Annotated in this window: 14 protein-coding genes; 1 reads left to right on the top strand and 13 read right to left on the bottom strand. The window is 62.0% G+C overall.

The genetic code is table 11. The annotated features are described in order from the left end of the window. Positions 1–417: 417 nt before the first annotated feature. The 7 genes from gltS to arcD (CWR53_RS17735) form a co-directional block, all read right to left on the bottom strand. A complete protein-coding gene (gene gltS, locus CWR53_RS17765) occupies positions 418–1,617 on the bottom strand; it encodes a sodium/glutamate symporter (RefSeq protein WP_100852163.1) in 1,200 nt (399 codons plus the stop codon). Between the two features lie 164 nt (positions 1,618–1,781). Beyond that, positions 1,782–3,290, bottom strand: a complete 1,509-nt coding sequence (locus CWR53_RS17760; protein WP_058604434.1) for a sigma-54-dependent transcriptional regulator — start codon at positions 3,288–3,290, stop codon at positions 1,782–1,784. 71 nt (positions 3,291–3,361) lie between these two features. Next, positions 3,362–3,730: a DUF5064 family protein gene (locus CWR53_RS17755; RefSeq protein WP_058604435.1), complete on the bottom strand. Its 369-nt coding sequence runs from the start codon at positions 3,728–3,730 to the stop codon at positions 3,362–3,364. Between the two features lie 48 nt (positions 3,731–3,778). Next, positions 3,779–4,708, bottom strand: a complete 930-nt coding sequence (gene arcC, locus CWR53_RS17750) for a carbamate kinase (protein ID WP_100852162.1) — start codon at positions 4,706–4,708, stop codon at positions 3,779–3,781. Positions 4,709–4,796: 88 nt separating this feature from the next. Beyond that, a complete protein-coding gene (locus tag CWR53_RS17745; RefSeq protein ID WP_100852161.1) occupies positions 4,797–5,807 on the bottom strand; it encodes an ornithine carbamoyltransferase in 1,011 nt (336 codons plus the stop codon). A gap of 66 nt (positions 5,808–5,873) precedes the next feature. Then, positions 5,874–7,127 (bottom strand): arginine deiminase, encoded by a 1,254-nt coding sequence (arcA, locus tag CWR53_RS17740; RefSeq protein WP_058604438.1) that lies wholly within the window; start codon positions 7,125–7,127, stop codon positions 5,874–5,876. 31 nt (positions 7,128–7,158) lie between these two features. Then, positions 7,159–8,586, bottom strand: coding sequence for an arginine-ornithine antiporter (arcD, locus tag CWR53_RS17735; RefSeq protein WP_100852160.1), 1,428 nt, complete (start codon positions 8,584–8,586; stop codon positions 7,159–7,161). Between the two features lie 426 nt (positions 8,587–9,012). Here arcD (CWR53_RS17735) and arcD (CWR53_RS17730) point away from each other — a divergent pair, with 426 nt between their 5' ends. Further along, positions 9,013–10,440, top strand: coding sequence for an arginine-ornithine antiporter (gene arcD, locus CWR53_RS17730; RefSeq protein WP_100852159.1), 1,428 nt, complete (start codon positions 9,013–9,015; stop codon positions 10,438–10,440). Here arcD (CWR53_RS17730) and CWR53_RS17725 read toward each other — a convergent pair. The 6 genes from CWR53_RS17725 to gap form a co-directional block, all read right to left on the bottom strand. Then, positions 10,420–10,833: a YbaN family protein gene (locus CWR53_RS17725; protein WP_058604441.1), complete on the bottom strand. Its 414-nt coding sequence runs from the start codon at positions 10,831–10,833 to the stop codon at positions 10,420–10,422. The two genes, arcD (CWR53_RS17730) and CWR53_RS17725, sit on opposite strands and share 21 nt — an antisense overlap. A gap of 51 nt (positions 10,834–10,884) precedes the next feature. Continuing rightward, complete coding sequence (locus CWR53_RS17720) at positions 10,885–11,478, bottom strand: biliverdin-producing heme oxygenase (protein ID WP_100852158.1); 594 nt, start codon at positions 11,476–11,478, stop codon at positions 10,885–10,887. Positions 11,479–11,623: 145 nt separating this feature from the next. Next, a complete protein-coding gene (locus tag CWR53_RS17715) occupies positions 11,624–14,212 on the bottom strand; it encodes a TonB-dependent receptor (RefSeq protein WP_100852157.1) in 2,589 nt (862 codons plus the stop codon). Between the two features lie 168 nt (positions 14,213–14,380). Next, entirely contained in the window at positions 14,381–15,343 is a 963-nt protein-coding gene (locus CWR53_RS17710; protein WP_100852156.1) for a FecR domain-containing protein, read from the bottom strand. Positions 15,344–15,422: 79 nt separating this feature from the next. Next, positions 15,423–15,938 (bottom strand): RNA polymerase sigma factor, encoded by a 516-nt coding sequence (locus tag CWR53_RS17705; RefSeq protein ID WP_058604445.1) that lies wholly within the window; start codon positions 15,936–15,938, stop codon positions 15,423–15,425. A gap of 203 nt (positions 15,939–16,141) precedes the next feature. Beyond that, positions 16,142–17,143 (bottom strand): type I glyceraldehyde-3-phosphate dehydrogenase, encoded by a 1,002-nt coding sequence (gene gap / locus CWR53_RS17700; protein WP_058604446.1) that lies wholly within the window; start codon positions 17,141–17,143, stop codon positions 16,142–16,144. Between the last annotated feature and the right edge of the window lie 192 nt (positions 17,144–17,335).

Here is a 17,335-nt window from a genome sequence, read left to right as displayed (position 1 = left end):
CTCGTGGACCGGGTGGCACGATTAGGTTCGCGCTCTGGTGGGTTTTCAGTAAGCAATAACGTGGCCAACTGTGCACAGGCCAGCTATATCAGCTTCCTGGAGTGAGGACTCGAAGTGGCGTAAGCGGCTTTTGGAGTGAAATCGTTACATTAAGTCGCGCTTTATTTTTGTGGTGGTTGTGATCGCCGTGATTTACGTCATCACCGCATTTGTAACGATTCAATTACAGTGTATTGAATTAGTTACGGCTAACTGGCCTGCCTCCATCCTCAGCGGTAGTTGACGAGGTGAAACGGTGGCACGCTGAACAGGGGCTTCCAGGTTTCTAGCCATCTTGAGCCCAAAACAGACGACTCCCGCAGCTCATCGTGCGGGAGTCTTTCAGCTTACCGGTTCGGCAACGCCATCACGGCTTCATTACTGAAAAAACGGCAGCGCCAGATACACCTTGATCACCACCACATTGATCAAGTCAATGAAGAACGCCCCCACCATCGGCACCACCAGAAATGCCACGTGCGAAGGCCCGAACCGTTGGGTCACCGCCTGCATGTTCGCGATTGCGGTAGGCGTTGCACCCAGCCCGAAGCCGCAGTGGCCGGCGGACAGGACAGCCGCGTCGTAGGTGCGGCCCATGACCCGGAAGGTGATGAAGATGGCAAACAGCGCCATCAGCAGGGTCTGCGCCGCCAGCAGCACGAAGAACGGCAGTGCCAGTGCAGCCAGGTCCCACAGTTTCAACGACATCAACGCAATGGCCAGAAACAACGACAGGCTCACATTGCCCAGTACCGACACTTCCCGCTCGAACACCTGATAAAAGCCGAAGGCTGACAGGCCATTGCGCAGCAGTACGCCCACGAACAATACGCAGACGAAGTTTGGCAACTCGAAGGCGGTGCCCTTGAGCAGCTCATTTAGCACGGTACCGGTCAACAGGCTTACTGCAATCAGAGCAAGCGTCTCGATCACGGAAAACGAGGTGATCAGGCGTTCTTTCTCCGGCTGCTCGAAGCCTGAGGGCAATTGAGGCGTGTTGTTAGCCAAGCCAGGGGTCGCGACCCGCTTGATCAGTAGGCGGGCCACGGGACCGCCAATCAAGCCGCCCAAGACCAGCCCGAACGTGGCGGAGGCCAATGCCAGCTCCGAGGCCGAGGCCAGGCCGAACTTTTCAGTGAAGGTGGCGCCCCACGCAGCACCGGTGCCATGGCCTCCCGACAGGGTGATCGAGCCGGCCAGCAGGCCCATCAGCGGGTCTAACCCCAGCGCCGTGGCCAGACCGATGCCCAGGGCGTTCTGCACCACCAGCAGGCCGGTCACCACCGCCAGGAACACGACCACCGCACGCCCACCTTTTTTCAGGCTGGCAAAATCGGCGTTCAGGCCGATGGTGGCGAAGAATGCCAGCATCAAAGGTGTCTGCAGGGAGGTGTCGAAGTGAACTTGCACATCGAAGGTGCGCAGCACCAGCAGGGCAATCGCGACCACCAGGCCGCCGGCGACCGGTTCAGGGATGTTGTAGGCACGCAGAAAACCTATGCGTGCGACCAGACCGCGACCTAGCAGCAGCACCAGGGAAGCGGCCACCAGCGTGCCGTAAAAATCGAGTTCGAACATCAGATACTCTCGTTGAATCCATAACGGACCGCTGACCGCTCTGGGGCGGTCTGGCGGGGTGACAGGCAGGATTGCACTGGCGCCATTCTACGAGGCGTGAGGAAAGACGTATCCGGGGAACGCCTAGGAAAAGTCTGCTAAAACAGAGGGAATTGTCGTCAACCTCAGGTTTTTCCAGGAATTCCGTATTTGCGCAGGCGTTGGGCAATGGCGGTATGTGAGGTCTGCAGCCGGGCCGCCAGCAACCGGGTCGAGGGGTAGCTGGTATACAGCCGTTGCAACAGTTCACGCTCGAAATCACCCACCGCCTGTTCCAGGCTGGCCACGTCGCCCTCATGGGTGCGACTGACAGACGTGCCCGCGATGTCCAAATCGCCGATGTCCACCAGGTTGCTTTCGCAGATAGCGGCGGCGCGAAAGATCACGTTCTGCAATTGCCGCACATTGCCCGGCCAAGGGTTAGCCAGCATGGCGCTGTGGGTGGCGGGGGTGAGCCTGCAGGCAGGCCGCTGGATCTGTGTGCAGGCCTGCTGCATGAAGAAGTGCGCGAGCATCAGGATGTCCTGGCCGCGGTCACGCAGGGGGGGAACCTGCAGGTTCAGCACGTTGAGGCGGTAGAACAGGTCCTCGCGGAACGTGCCCTCGGCCACCATCTGCTCCAGGTTACGGTGGGTCGCGCTGATGATACGCACGTTGACCTTCACTTCCCGGTCCCCCCCCACGCGGCGGAAACTCCCGTCACTGAGAAAACGCAGCAGCTTGGCTTGCAGGTAGGGGGACATCTCGCCGATCTCATCGAGAAACACCGTGCCCTGGTTGGCCAGCTCCATCAGCCCTGGCTTGCCGCCGCGCTGAGCGCCAGTGAAGGCGCCTGGTGCATAACCGAACAGTTCGCTCTCGGCCAGGCTTTCAGGCAAGGCGGCGCAGTTCAGGGCCAGAAAGGGGGCCGCGTGACGGCTGCTGATCGCGTGGCAGGCGCGGGCCACCAGTTCCTTGCCGGTGCCGGTCTCGCCATGCACCAACAGCGGTGCATCCAGTGTGGCCACGCGCAAGGCACGGGCCTTCAGGGTACGGATGGCGGGTGATTCGCCCAGCAGGGCGTCGAAACCCTCGGCATGGTCATGGCGCAGGGCCGATAGCCGCTCACCCAATCGCGTGGGCGGGTAAAGGGTCAGCAGGCCGCCGGTATGGGTGATTGGCATGGCGTCGAGCAGCAGGCTCTGGCCATTGAGCTGCATTTCGCGCATGGGCAGGTGAAAGTTGCTGTCGAGCAACGCTTGCAGCAGGCCCGGGTCGCCAAACAACTCGCCTACGCAGCGCCCGGCCGACTCCCGACCACACAGCGCCACCAGCGCAGGGTTGGCCAGCAACACCTTGCCGGCCCTGTCCACCGCCAGCACCGGGTCGCTCATGGCGGCCAGCAGTGCATCGAGCTGCAGGTGACGACGTTGCCCCGGCAGGATATCGACCACCTCCACTGCCTTCACACCCTGTACGTCGAACAAGGCGTCATGCAGCTCTTCCAGCACGGCGGGGCTGAGGGTCGGTGCGTCGATGTAGACGTTCGGCGGCACCATCTCCACGGCATCGAGGTTGAGGTTGCGCGCACCGAGCAGCGCCAGGACTTCCTGAGTGATGCCGACGCGGTCGATGAAGCTGACATGGATACGCATGGGGCAATACGAAATGGCCGGGTAGGGCGCTAGTATGCCTCAAGCGGATCCTGCTCGTGACGGGTCGCGTCCTACTCCAGATGCTCAGGCTTGATGGGGTCACCGGACTTCACGTCCAGCTTGGCGCGGATGTCCTCGAACATCCAGTCGTAGATCCTGTGGGGTGAAGCCAGGCTTTCGAATTTCTTCGGTGGGGCCAGGTAAGCCTGGGCGCGGCGACTCAGTTGCATCAGAAAACTGGGCAGCACCTGATCCTTGGGCAGAAAGAAAGCCTCGTCGACAGGCTTGCCCTCGATACTGCCCCTCATGCGGAACTGAATGCCCCTGCCCTCACGGGGGTCGGTAAAGGCCTCGTAGTCCACCTTGAGGTCATAGCTGTGGTCACTGCTGTTGAGCGCAGTGCGCTCGATGTGGACGTGACCGGGTTCATATTTGGCCATGGGCTCTCCTGTATGAGATTGGGCGGGCACATGGCCCGCCGACGGTATTCAACGGTAGCTGATCCCAGGGGCAGCGGTCGAAACCCGCGTGCCGGCGGTACCGCTCACGATGCGCTCGATATTGGCCAGCGAGCTGATCACCGCCACCTTGCCCGTGTGCCGGGCAAAGTCGCAGGCCGCTTGCACCTTGGGCCCCATCGAACCTGCCGCGAAACCTAGCGTGTCCAGCTCGTCAGGGTGGGCCTGGGCGATGGCGCGTTGGGTCGGCTTGCCAAAATCGATGTACGCCGCCTCCACATCGGTGGCAATGATCAGCAGGTCGGCCTCGAGCTGTTCGGCCAGCAGTGCAGAGCACAGGTCCTTGTCGATCACCGCCTCGATACCCTTGAGCTTACGGTGTTCATCGTAGAGGGTCGGGATGCCGCCGCCGCCGGCACAGATCACGATGCTGCCCTTTTCGAGCAGCCATTTGATAGGGCGGATTTCGAAGATGCGTTTGGGCCTGGGGCTTGCCACCACCCGGCGATATTTGTCCCCGTCAGGCTTGACCACCCAGCCCTTTTCAGCGGCCAGGCGCTGGGCTTCATCCTTGCTGTAGACCGGGCCGATGAACTTGCTCGGGTCCTTGAACGCAGGGTCCTCGGCGTCCACTTCGACCTGGGTCAGCAGGGTGGCAAACGGCACGCCGACGTCCAGCAGGTTGCCCAGTTCCTGCTCGATCATGTAGCCGATCATGCCCTCGGTTTCGGCGCCCAACACGTCCAGCGGATAGGCCTCGTCGGGCTTGTACGACAGCCCTTGCAAGGCCAGCAGGCCCACTTGCGGGCCATTGCCATGGGCGATTACCAGCTCGTTACCGGGGTGGATCTTGGCAATCTGCTCGGCAGCGGTACGAATGTTGGCGCGCTGGTTTTGCGCGGTCATGGGCTCGCCACGGCGCAGCAGGGCATTGCCGCCTAGTGCAACAACGATACGCATGGAGAATGTCCTTTATCGAAAGTCGTGAGCGGCTGCAGGACGGCTAATGCGGCCCGCTAACAGCCGCAATGCCAAAGCAGGCGGCGATCTACAGATCGGCCAGTGTCGACACCAGGATCGCCTTGATCGTGTGCATGCGGTTTTCCGCTTGCTCGAACGCAATGCAGGCCGGGGACTCGAACACGTCATCGGTCACTTCGATGCCGTTAGTGAGGTCCGGGTACTGCTCGGCGATCTGCTTGCCCACCTTGGTCTCGCAGTTGTGAAACGCCGGCAGGCAGTGCATGAACTTGGTCCTGGGGTTGCCGCTGGCCTTCATCAGCTCGGCGTTGACCTGGTAGGGCTTGAGCAGCTTGATGCGTTCGCCCCAGGCTTCGATGGGTTCGCCCATCGATACCCACACGTCGGTATGAATGAAGTCCACGCCCTTGACGGCGGCCTTGGCATCTTCGGTGAGGGTGATGCGGGCACCGCTTTGCTCGGCGTACTGCTTGCAACGTTGCGCCAGGTCATCGTGGGGCCAGAGGTCCTTGGGCGCAGCGATGCGCACGTCCATGCCCAGCTTGGCGCCGATCAACAGCAGCGAGTTGCCCATGTTGTTGCGCGCATCGCCCAGGTAGGCGTAGCTGATGTCATGCAGCGGCTTGTCGCTGTGTTCGCGCATGGTCAACACGTCGGCAATCATCTGGGTAGGGTGATATTCATCCGTCAGGCCATTGAATACTGGCACGCCGGCATACTTGGCCAGTTCTTCGACGATTTCCTGCTTGAAGCCGCGGTATTCGATTGCGTCGTACATGCGCCCGAGCACGCGAGCGGTGTCCTTCATGCTTTCCTTGTGGCCGATCTGCGAGGAGTTCGGGTCGATGTAGGTGACGTTGGCGCCTTGGTCGTAAGCGGCCACTTCGAAAGCACAACGGGTACGCGTGGAGGTTTTTTCAAAGATCAGCGCAATGTTGTTGCCCTTGAGGTGCTGCTGTTCGGTGCCGGTGTACTTGGCCCGTTTGAGGTCGCGGGACAGGTCCAGCAGGTAACGCAGCTCACGGGTGCTGTGGTGTTCCAGGCTGAGCAGGTTGCGGTTGTGAATGTTGAACGCCATGACTTTTCTCCTGGGTGTGGTGAACGCCGGGCCGCTACCGGGTAGGGGCGGCTTGGTTGATGGACGTCAGTAATCGATGGGGTCGCGAACGATAGGGCAGGTCATGCAGTGGCCACCGCCGCGGCCGCGGCCCAGTTCGCCAGCACTGATGGTGATCACTTCTACCCCGGCCTTGCGCAGCAAGGTATTGGTGTAGGTGTTGCGGTCGTAACCAATGACCACGCCTGGCTCCAGCGCCACCACGTTGTTGCCGTCATCCCATTGCTCGCGTTCGGCGGCAAAGCTGTTGCCACCGGTTTCGACCACCCGCAGGCGCACACCCAGCTGTTCGCCCACAACCTCGATGAACGACTTGTGCTCGCGGCGCACGTCCATGCCATAGGGCCGGCTTTCGTCGGGCTGGATGATGAACGGTACGATCTCGCTGACCACCTCGGGGAAGACCGTGACCAGGTCGCGGTCGCAGAAGCTGAACACGGTGTCCAGGTGCATGGCGGCGCGGGACTTGGGCAAGCCGGCGACGATGACCTTGTGCACGGCGCCCTTGGCGAACAGGCTCTGCGCCAACTGGCCGATGGCCTGGCGAGAGGTACGCTCGCCCATGCCGATCAGCACGATGCCGTTGCCGATGGGCATGACATCACCACCTTCGAGGGTGGACTGACCATGGTCCTTGTCCGGGTCCCCGTACCAGACCTGGAAGTCGGCGCCTGTGAACTGCGGGTGGAACGTGTAGATGGCGGTGGTGAGCAGCGTTTCCTGGCGCCGTGCCGGCCAGTACATGGGGTTGAGCGTGACGCCCCCGTAGATCCAGCAGGTGGTGTCGCGGGTGAATTGGGTATTGGGCAACGGTGGCAGGATGAAACTCGAATGGCCCAGGTAGTCGTTGTACATCTTGACCACTTCGGCGCCTTCGCTTTGCGGCAGATCCTGGCCAGCCACACCGCCAATCAAAAATTCAGCCAGATGACGCGGCTCCATGCCTTCGAGCCAACTGCGCACCTCATTGGTCAGGCCTACCCCGACGGTGTCGGGGGTGATCTTGCGGTCCAGTATCCATTTGAGCGCTTCGGGTTGCTGCACGATGTCGGTCAGCAGGTTGTGCATTTCCAGCACATCGACACCCCGCTCGCGCATCTTGGTAACGAAATCGAAGTGGTCACGCTTGGCCTGATCCACCCAGATCACATCGTCAAACAACAGCTCGTCGCAGTTGGTCGGGGTCAGGCGCTTGTGCGCAAGGCCCGGCGCGCACACCATGACCTTGCGCAGCTTGCCGGCTTCGGAATGCACACCGTATTTCTGTTTTTCAGCGGACATGGTTTCAATCCTCCATTGAGTCGAAGAGGGATCACAGCGTCAGGAAGCCGTCGTACAGGCCGAAGGCTGCCACCAGGGCACCGATGACCACGGCTGCGAAAATCAGTTTTTCCACGGGGGTGAAGACGGGTTGGCCCACTTCACGCTTGGCCTTTGCAAACAGGATGGCGCCAGGGGCATACAGCAGCGCCGAGAGCAGCAGGTATTTCACTCCGCCGGCATACAGCAGCCAGATGGCATAGAGCAGGGCGACGCTGCCGATGAACAGGTCCTTGCGGCGTTCGGCCAGCGCCTGTTGGTAGGTTTCACTGCGCACCGCCAGCAACACGGCGTAGGCCGCCGACCACAGGTAGGGCACCAGGATCATCGAAGTGGCCAGGTAGATCAGCGACAGGTAGGTACTGTTGGAGAACAGCGTGATCACCAGGAAGATCTGCACCATGGCGTTGGTCAGCCACAAGGCGTTGGCAGGCACCTGGTTGGCGTTCTCGCGGCGCAGGAAGGCCGGCATGGTGTGGTCCTTGGCAGCGGCGAACATGATCTCGGCGCACAACAGCACCCAGGACAGCAGCGCACCGAGCAGTGAGATGATCAGGCCGACGCTGATCAGCACGGCGCCCCAGTGACCGACCACGTGCTCGAGCACGGCCGCCATCGAGGGGTTCTGCAATCCTGCCAGTTCAGGCTGGGTCATGATGCCCAGCGACAGCACATTGACCAGCACCAGGAACAACAGCACGGTGATGAAGCCGATGACGGTGGCCTTGCCTACATCGGAGCGTTTTTCCGCACGGGATGAGAAGATGCTCGCGCCTTCGATGCCGATGAACACCCACACCGTCACCAGCATCATGTTGCGCACCTGATTCATCACGCCGCCCAGTTCAGGTGTACCGATGCCCCATATATCGGCGGTGAAGATGTCCAGCCGGAAGGCGAACAGGCAGATCAGCGCGAACAATACCAGGGGCACCACCTTGGCCACCGTGGTAACCAGGTTGATGAACGCCGCTTCACGGATGCCTCGCAGCACCAGAAAATGCACTGCCCACAGCAGGATCGAGGCGCCGATGATCGCGGCCGGCGTGTTGCCCTCGCCAAACACTGGGAAGAAGTAGCCCAGGGTGCTGAACAACAGCACGAAATAGCCGACGTTCCCCAGCCAGGCACTGATCCAGTAGCCCCAGGCCGAGGAAAAGCCCATGTAATCGCCGAAACCGGCCTTGGCATACGCATAGACCCCGCCGTCCAGGTCAGGCTTGCGGTTGGCCAGCGTCTGGAATACGAAGGCCAGGGTCAGCATGCCCACGGCGGTGATAGCCCAGCCAATCAACACTGCGCCTACGCCGGCGCTGGCGGCCATGTTCTGCGGAAGGGAAAAGATGCCGCCACCGATCATCGAGCCGACGACCAGCGCAACTAACGCACCGAGTTTTAGTTTTGCGGGAGAATCAGACATTTAACAACTCCTGCCAGGAGGAAGTTGGCCCCAGATTAAATCTGATGCCGTGGCCATACGCTGATATGGATCAGTGCATTGCAAGGTAAGGCCGTTGAATTACCTTACCGAACTCCTGGAGATTGCCGACTGCCATGGCTGCAGGCCTTGTACGCTGGCACCTCCATGTCTTGCTACGCTTCATCCCTCTAGCCTGCGAAGGTTGAAACTAGTCGCTTCTGGGCAGAGCGCAAATTTTTTACCGGTATTTATGCTTTTATCGAAATAGTGTGAACCGGTTGGCACTCTGGAGTTCTTAACAACCGCCCGCTTAGACGTTAATGGCTTAGTGGCTAAATGAAAGTACGGCTGTAACTGAGGTCAGCCTGTATTAATAAACAGCGTCTTGTTACAACTGCACGACTGTCAGGAAATATTTGGAGACCTATGGGCGAACAAGGACAGAAACTACGTCTAGGGGCATTGGTGGCGCTGGTCGTGGGTTCGATGATCGGTGGCGGCATTTTTTCCTTGCCCCAGAACATGGCGGCCCGTGCCCAGGCCGGGGCGGTGCTGATTGGCTGGGGGATCACTGCCGTGGGCATGCTGGCCCTGGCCTTCGTCTTCCAGACGCTGGCCAACCGCAAGCCCGAACTGGATTCAGGCGTGTATGCCTATGCCAAGGCTGGGTTCGGCGACTACATGGGGTTTTCCTCGGCGTGGGGCTACTGGATCAGTGCCTGGCTGGGGAACGTCGGCTATTTCGTGCTGTTGTTCAGCACCCTTGGGTTCTATTTCCCGGTGTTCGGTGAAGGCAATACCCCAGTGGCCATCGGATGTGCCTCGGTGTTGCTGTGGGCGGTGCATTTTCTGGTATTGCGCGGGATTCGCGAGGCGGCGTTCATCAACCTGGTGACCACAGTGGCCAAAGTGGTGCCGCTGGTGCTGTTCGTCGTCATCGCGGCCTGCGCTTTTCGCCTGGATATCTTCACCCAGGACATCTGGGGGCTGGGCAATCCGGCGTTCGGCAGCGTGCTCGAGCAAGTGCGCAACATGATGCTGGTAACGGTGTTCGTCTTCATCGGTATCGAAGGCGCCAGTGTGTACTCAGGCAGGGCTCGACGGCGGGCCGACGTGGGCAGGGCCACGGTCATCGGCTTCGTGGGTGTGCTGGCACTGCTGGTACTGGTCAACGTCCTCTCCCTAGGGGTCATGACGCAACCGGAGCTGGCCGGCTTGCAGAACCCTTCGCTGGCGGCGGTCCTGGCCCACATCGTCGGCCCTTGGGGCGCGTTGCTGATCAGCCTGGGGCTGGCGGTGTCGTTGCTGGGGGCGTTGCTGTCGTGGGCGCTGCTGTGTGCCGAGATTCTCTACGCCACGGCGCGCGACCAGACCATGCCCCGTTTCCTTGCCCAGGAGAACGCCAACCAGGTACCTGCCAATGCACTGTGGCTGACCAACGGCATGATCCAGGGTTTTTTACTGATCACGCTGGTGTCCGCCGGTACCTATACCAGCCTGATCTACCTGGCCTCGTCCATGATTCTGGCGCCGTACCTGTGGTCCGCCGCGTACGCCATGTCGCTGGCCGTGCGGGGGGATACTTACGAAGGCCAACCGGCCCAGCGGCGCAAGGACCTGCTTGTGGCCGCGCTCGCGGTGGTGTACGCCGTCTGGCTGCTGTATGCCGGTGGCCTGAAGTACCTGCTGCTCTCGGCGCTATTGTACGCACCGGGGGTGATCCTGTTTGCCCGGGCCAAACATGAACAAGGGCTTAAGCTTTTCACGCTGACAGAGAAGCTGCTCTTCGCCGCCGTGCTATCGGGTGCGGCGCTGGCAGGCTATGCCCTCTGGTCAGGGTTGCTGAGCCTGTGAGCCGGCTGTGAACGGCCGTTCCGGTCGCGACCAGATCCACAGGTTGCCCAGGCTCATACCGGCAATGGCCAGGAATACCGGCCAGTGATGCTCAAGAAACACCAGCATCAAAACCGCGCAGAGCAACATGCTGACCGTCGCACTGACCTTCGCCCGCCGCTGGATGACCTTGCCGTTGCGCCAGTTGTACAGGATAGGGCCGAACAACCGGTGGCTTTCCAGCCAGGCGGACAGGCGAGGCGAGCTTCGCGTGGCCGCCCACGCCGACAACAGGATGAATTCGGTGGTCGGCAAGCCCGGAATGACAATGGCGACCAGGCCTACCCCCAGGCTTGCGTAAGCCAGGATCGCATACAGCAGACGGGCAATTTTGGAGCGGGCAGGTTGGGTCATGGGCTCACTGCTAGAACGAACGGCCCCGGTCAGAGGGCCTTTGAAAGTGTTTCAAGCCTGCTCGGCATTCATGGCATAGGCCTGTTTGAGCAAGACGGTGAAGCGCTCGAACGCTGCGACGGCGCCGTGTTCGGCAGCCGCCTCTTCTTCAGCTGACAGTATCAGGCCATCGAGTGTTCGCGTGAACTGCTTCCAGCCTTCGGCGCGCCCACCAGCGGGCTCGCCCAGGTGACGGGCGCCGAAGGTCTCCGACAAGCCCAGCGCCGCGGCCCGCTTGATCAGAAACGCGGCGCCCAGTTTGGAGCCTTCGGACACGAAGATCCAGCCTAATGCCTCTGCCATGCTTGGACGTTGCACCGCCCCCGGTAGCTCGGCAGGCGCCTGCATGTCCAGGTCCGCCAGGTCCTGACGCGCCTGACGGGCTCGACAACGCTCGGCAAGGTCGGGTAGGAGGGCGATCAATTGCGGGTCGTTGTAAAGCGGCTGCAGTTCGGCCTGGAACAGGTACTGGGCAACCACGAAGCGGGCAAAACTTTCGCGGCTATCGAATGGCGCATGGGATTTGACCAGGGCGTCGAGTGCGGCATGGGGCGCCTGGGTCACCAGGTTCAGGCGTTGGGTACGCGAAGAAGTGCGGTTGTTCATGATGCAGTCCTTGGAAAGCGAAGCGTTTCAATACAAGACGAATCAACAGGGGCAGGGGCGTAAAAAGCCCTGCAGTAGCAGGCGTGGGTGCTGGAAGCCAAGCCGGGTGCACAGCGGCCCGGCCGGCCCCAGCTGCGCCAGCGCCTCAGATATCCCACACCACGTTGATGGCGAAGTTACGGCCCGGCATGCTCAGGCGGTCGATGTTGGCCGGCTGGGTCACCGCGGCCTCCCCTTGGCCGTCGTAGCTGCGCACCGAGTCCCACTGCCAGTATTTCTTGTCGGTGAGGTTGTACAGGCCGGCGTTCACAGTGATGTCATCGGTGACGTTGTAGAAGCCGGTCAGGTCCAGTACGCCATAGCCGGGCGTGCGGAACTTCGACGCCGAGCCATCGGGCGAATAGAAGGTGCTGTCGTCGACCCGCGTCTTGCGCTTGACCAGCGTCCAGCTCAGCAGCCCACCCATGTCGCCCTGCGTGTAGCCCAGGCCCACGACGCCCTTGAGCGGGTTGACGGTGTTGAGCGGCTGGCCGCTGTCGTCGTTGCGGCCGTAGGTGTACGCCAGGGAGCCTTGTGCATACAGCCCCGCTGGCGCGCCAAACCGGTCGAGTTCCAGCTGGCCTCTTACCTCGGCACCTTTGATGGTCGCGCGCTTGATGTTGTTGGCCTGGAATGTCTGTTCGAGGTTGGCGCTCTGCACGGCGTCTTCGTCAATGAAGTCGCGGTACTTGTTGTAGTAGACCGCCACATCGAAGCTGCCCGCGTCGAAGCGGCCGCGCAGGCCGGTTTCCAGGCCCTTGCTGCGCTCAGGCAGCAGGCCAGGGTTACCCTCCACGCGGTAGCCTTGCTCCAGGTTCACGAACTTGCCGTACATGGACTTGGCCGTGGGCGTGCGGAAGCCCTGGGCGTATTGCGCGTATCCGGTGTAGTGGTCGTTGAAGGCATAGGTCACCCCCAGCTTGGGCGACACGCGGTGCCACTTCTTGTCCGAATCATCCTGGAAAGCCGGGGCCGTACCGCTGGCGTCAAGCCCGCGCAGGAAGGCGTCGGTAAAGTGAGGCGCCATGCGTGTGTAGTCGTAGCGCGCACCTGGCAGGAACGTCCAGTTGCCCCAGCGAACCTCGTCCTGAACGAACAGACTGTAGGTATTGACGGTCGGGTCCGGGAAGTCGCTGACCAGCGCCTGGCCGTCGCGCGGGCTGTCCTGGCCGATACCCCGGCAAGTGCCGCCGATGTTCACGCACGTGCCAGTACCGCTGCGCGCCCCGGTGACGTTCTGGTGCTTGAGGGTGGTGCCATAGGTCAGCGAGTGATCGGTCTGGCCTAGGCTGAAGGCCTTCTCCAGCTGGGCATCGAAGATCCACTGGCGATCCTTGTAGGTGGTCTGGCGGTCGCGCAGTACCTGACGCCCCGAAGCGACGTACAGCTCGTCGGTGCGCTGATCGGTCTTGGCGATCTGGTAGTTCAGGCTCCACTTGACCTCGTCCGCGAAAAGGCTGTCCAGGCCGAAACGGTGGTTCAGGCCGAAGCGCTCGCGGGTGATGGTGTCGTTGCCCTGGCGCATGCGGTACGAATTCATGGCACCAATACCCGGGATGAACGGCCCGCCTACGGCGCTGAGCAGGTTCTGGTCGCGGTCGTCCTTGAAGCGTTCGTAGGTCACGCCCAGCCGGGCGTCGTCGGCGTAGTCCCAGCCCAGCTTGGCCAGCACGTTGGTGGTGCGCGCATCCACCGGGTTGGCGCGGGTGCGTGCAAGGCCCACGCCGCCGTGATCGGCATGGCTCTGGGTTTCGTGACCGTTGCGCTGGCTCAGGTGCAGCAGACCGTCCAGGCTGCCCTCACGACCAGCCACGGTGGCGGACGTCAGCCAACTGTCATCGGCTGAGCTGTAGCCGGTTTTCAGTCGTGCGCCAGCGTCTCGGCCGGGCTTGATGATGTCTTCAGGATCAAGGGTGAAATAGCTCACCGCACCGCCGATGGCATTGCTGCCGTAGAGCACCGAGGCTGGGCCGCGCAGGATTTCCACACGCTTGATGATTTCCGGGTCGACGTAATTGCGCTGGGTCTGGGCGTAGGGCCCGTAGAAGAAGCTGTCCGGGATGGCCACACCGTCGATTTGGGTGAGTATCCGTTCGCCGTCGATGCCGCGAATGTTGTAGCCGTTCAGGCCGCTACGCTGCCCGGTCCCCGCCACCGAGACACCCGGCTCGTAGCGCACCAGGTCCTGGAGGGTGTTGACGTTCTGCCGGTCGAGTTGTTCTCGGGTCTGCACGCTGACCGTGCTGGGGACCTGGCTCACGTCCTGGGCGCTGCGGGTAGCGCTGACGGTCACCTGTTGCAGGGCTATGGCCTCGCGACCTGACTGGCGCTCGAGCACCACGTTGCCGCGGCTGATGGTGCGCGGGGCCAGGCCAGTGCCCTGTAGCAGGCGTTTGAGTGCCTGCTCCGGGGGCAGTGCACCTTGTATGCCGGGGGAGGCGACCCCTTCGGCCAGGCGGGCGTCGAAGCCTACCTGCCAGCCCGTGACCTGGCTGAAGGCATTGATGGCCGATACCAGCGGCTGTTGGGCGATGCCGAAATGGTAAGCGCCCACGCGCGAGGTGCTCACCGACGCTGGCTCGGCCGCCAGCGTGGGGAGGGAGTAGGCGCCTGTGGTGAGCAAGGCGAGTGATAACAGGGACAGTTGCCCCTTCAGGCGGGGACGTAGGGTCGAACGGATAGGACTGGTGGGCATCGAAAGCGCTCCCTGACGCGCGAACTGTTCATAGGGTGTGCGTTCTTGATTGAACAAGAATCAATTGCATTGGCTATGACGAGACGGACAGGGGGGGGCTATCGCGTAAAAATAAATCGCCTGCGCCCAGCTGGGCGTGTGGCGCGCTGCCGCGCGTGGGCAGGCGCCTTAGTTCAGGATGACCAGCGCCGGATACTCATGCAGTTGTGCCGAGGTGATGTGGGCCAACGCACGTAGCGCCTCAAGCGGCTGGTCGAGGCGGTAGTTGCCGGTGACGGCGATCTTCTCCAGCCGCTCATTGCGATTGATGATCCACCCGGGGTAATAGCGGCGCAGCTCGGCCAGCACCTGGCTCAAGGGGCAGTTTTCGAAGACCAGGCGCCCATCGACCCAGGCCAGGTCCTTGCGCATGTCCAGTTGCCTGCGTGCACCGAACCCGTCGGGCCCGACGCGAATACTCTCGCCGGCCTGCAAACGGATACGCTGATCGCGACCTCCTTGTACGTCGACGTCGCCGCGCTGCACCTTGACCCAAGCTTGGCCATCGAGCAGGCGGACGGCAAAATCAGTGTCGCGTGCCTGGGCGCGCAGTGGGCCGGCCTGCACCTCAAGCGGGGCCGGCGCGCCCTTGGGGACCTGGAAGTATGCCTCGCCTTGCAGCAGGCGGGCGACCTGTTGCCCGTCGCCGCGCTCGCTGGCTAACGCTGATTGGGTATTGAGCAGCACCCGGGCATCGTCCTGCAGTTCCACCCGGTGACGTTCACCCACGACCGTCAGGTGATCAGCTTGCAGGCGCACTGGCACGTTGCCGAACATGAACAGGCCTACCAGCAGCGCGGCGGCGGTGGCCAGCGGTTTCCAATGGCGACGCAGACGACCGGCGCGAGGGCGTGGTGGGTGGCCCTGCAGCTGTGCAGCGGCCTGCTTGAGCGCTGCGCCGTTCCACAAGGCCTCGGCCTGCACGAACGCTTCAGCATTCTCAGGATTGGCGTGCAGCCAGGTTTCGAAGGCAAGGTGGTCGGCAGGCTCGGCGGTTTCAAGACGCACCAGCCACGCCAAGGCCTCGTCCGTGGCGCGACGACGCGCATCAGGCGTGGCAGGTGATGGAGGATGTTCGGGGCTGTCGGTCACGGTGAATCCTTGAGCGGGCGTGCGCAGATGATCAGGGCGCTGGCGTGATGTGGCAAGCAGGCCTCATCGCGGCGGCCCGTCAGTCGTCCAGGCGCTGGGCAACACCCAGGCAGATACCCATGATCAACTTCAGTTCCTTTTGCACCGTGCTCGCAGAAACCCCCAGCTGCTGGGCGATTTCAAGATAGGTGGCGCCGTGCAGCCGGCTTAGCGTGAAGATCCTTTGCTGGCGCTGGGTCAGTTGCTTCAGGCTTTCGCTCAGGTGACGGAGCAGGTGCTCGGCATGCGCAGCCTCTTCGTTGCTGCTGGCGGGCACGGCGACATTGTTTACCACCTCGTCAGAGACGTCTTCGACCAGGGTTCGGGCCTGTACGCGGCGGGCACGCAAATGGTCGAGCGCAAGATTGCGCGCGGTCTGAAAGACGAAAGGTTCGATGTGCTGGACCGAACGCTCGCCCAGTGCGCGTGAGACGCGCAGGTAGGTTTCCTGGAGCAGGTCTTCGGCGGTACAAGGGTTGCCGACCATACGCTGGAGCGTGCGCAGCAAGATGGGCCTCTGGCTGAGGAATACGGAATTGAACCGGGACTGACTCACGGAGCGACCTGACCTGACAAGCGGCCAATGATAATGCTTATCATCCCTGCTTGAGGTCAAGCTGCACTATGTAGGCAAATCGTAACGGCGCCGCGGGTCTCGCCGAAGCCGCGAAGCGGCTACGACGATACGGGCTATATACCCCAGCATTGAGTACCAGCCGTGTGGCCCATTCCAGTGGCCAGCGCGTGCTGGCACAGCCGTTACTGCGCGCCGCAGAGCGCCAGGCAGTTGTCCAGCATGCGGTTGGAGAAGCCCCACTCGTTGTCGTACCAGGCCAGCACCTTGAGCATGCGCCCATTGGCCCGCGTGTGATTGGCATCGAAGATCGACGACAGCGGGTTGTGGTTGAAGTCGCACGAGACCAGGGGCAGGGCGTTGTAGCCCAGTACCCGCGAATGCTTGCTGGCCTCCAGGAACAGCTGGTTGACCTGTTCGGCCGTGGCTTCGCGCTTGAGGTTGACGGTGAGGTCCACCAGCGAAACGTTGATCACCGGTACCCGCACGGCCATGCCAGTGAGCTTGCCAGCCAGTTCCGGCAATACCAGGCCCACGGCCTCGGCGGCGCCGGTCTTGCTCGGGATCATCGATTGGGTGGCCGAACGGGCGCGATAAGGGTCGCTGTGATACACGTCGGTCAGCACCTGGTCGTTGGTGTAGGCGTGGATGGTGGTCATCAGGCCTTGCTCGATACCGAACTCGCGGTGCAGCACCTGGGCAATGGGCGCCAGGCAGTTGGTGGTGCAGGAAGCGTTGGAGATGACCTGGTGCGAGGCGCGCAGCACGTCGTGGTTGACGCCATACACCACGGTGGCATCAGCGCCCTTGGCTGGCGCCGAGACGATCACCTTGCCTGCGCCGGCGGCGATGTGCGCAGCAGCCTTGTCGCGCTCGGTGAACAGCCCCGTACATTCGAAGACCACATCGATCGCCAGGGCTTTCCAGGGCAGTCCAGCCGGGTTGCGAATGGCGCTGACCGCGATGCGGTCGCCGTTGACGGTGAGGCTTTCGTGGTCGGCTTCGACGCTGGCCTCGAAGGTGCCGTGCACGCTGTCGTACTTGAGCAGATGGGCGTTCATGGTGCTGTCGCCCAGGTCGTTGATGGCGACGACCTGCATGTCCTGGCGGTAGCCCTGGGTATAGAGTGCGCGCAGGACATTGCGCCCGATGCGGCCGAATCCGTTGATGGCGATGCGAAGGGTCATGGCGATACCTCTGGCAGTCCGAGTCAAACCTGTGGCACAAAGGTGCTTCACTGAAACGGTTTTGTTGTTGGAATTACAAGATTATTCAGTTGCAGATAGAAAACAAGCCTTTTTAGTGGCAGTATTTTGTTTAAACCTACAACGAGCGGTTCGATCGTCAGCCTTCCGAAGCAGTGCGCGCCTGTCCCTTTG

This window comes from Pseudomonas sp. SGAir0191, assembly GCF_002812565.2.
GTDB classification, from domain to species: domain Bacteria; phylum Pseudomonadota; class Gammaproteobacteria; order Pseudomonadales; family Pseudomonadaceae; genus Aquipseudomonas; species Aquipseudomonas parafulva_B.
Note: the sequence above shows the minus strand (reverse complement) of the source record. Positions and strands in the feature narration are given on the sequence as shown.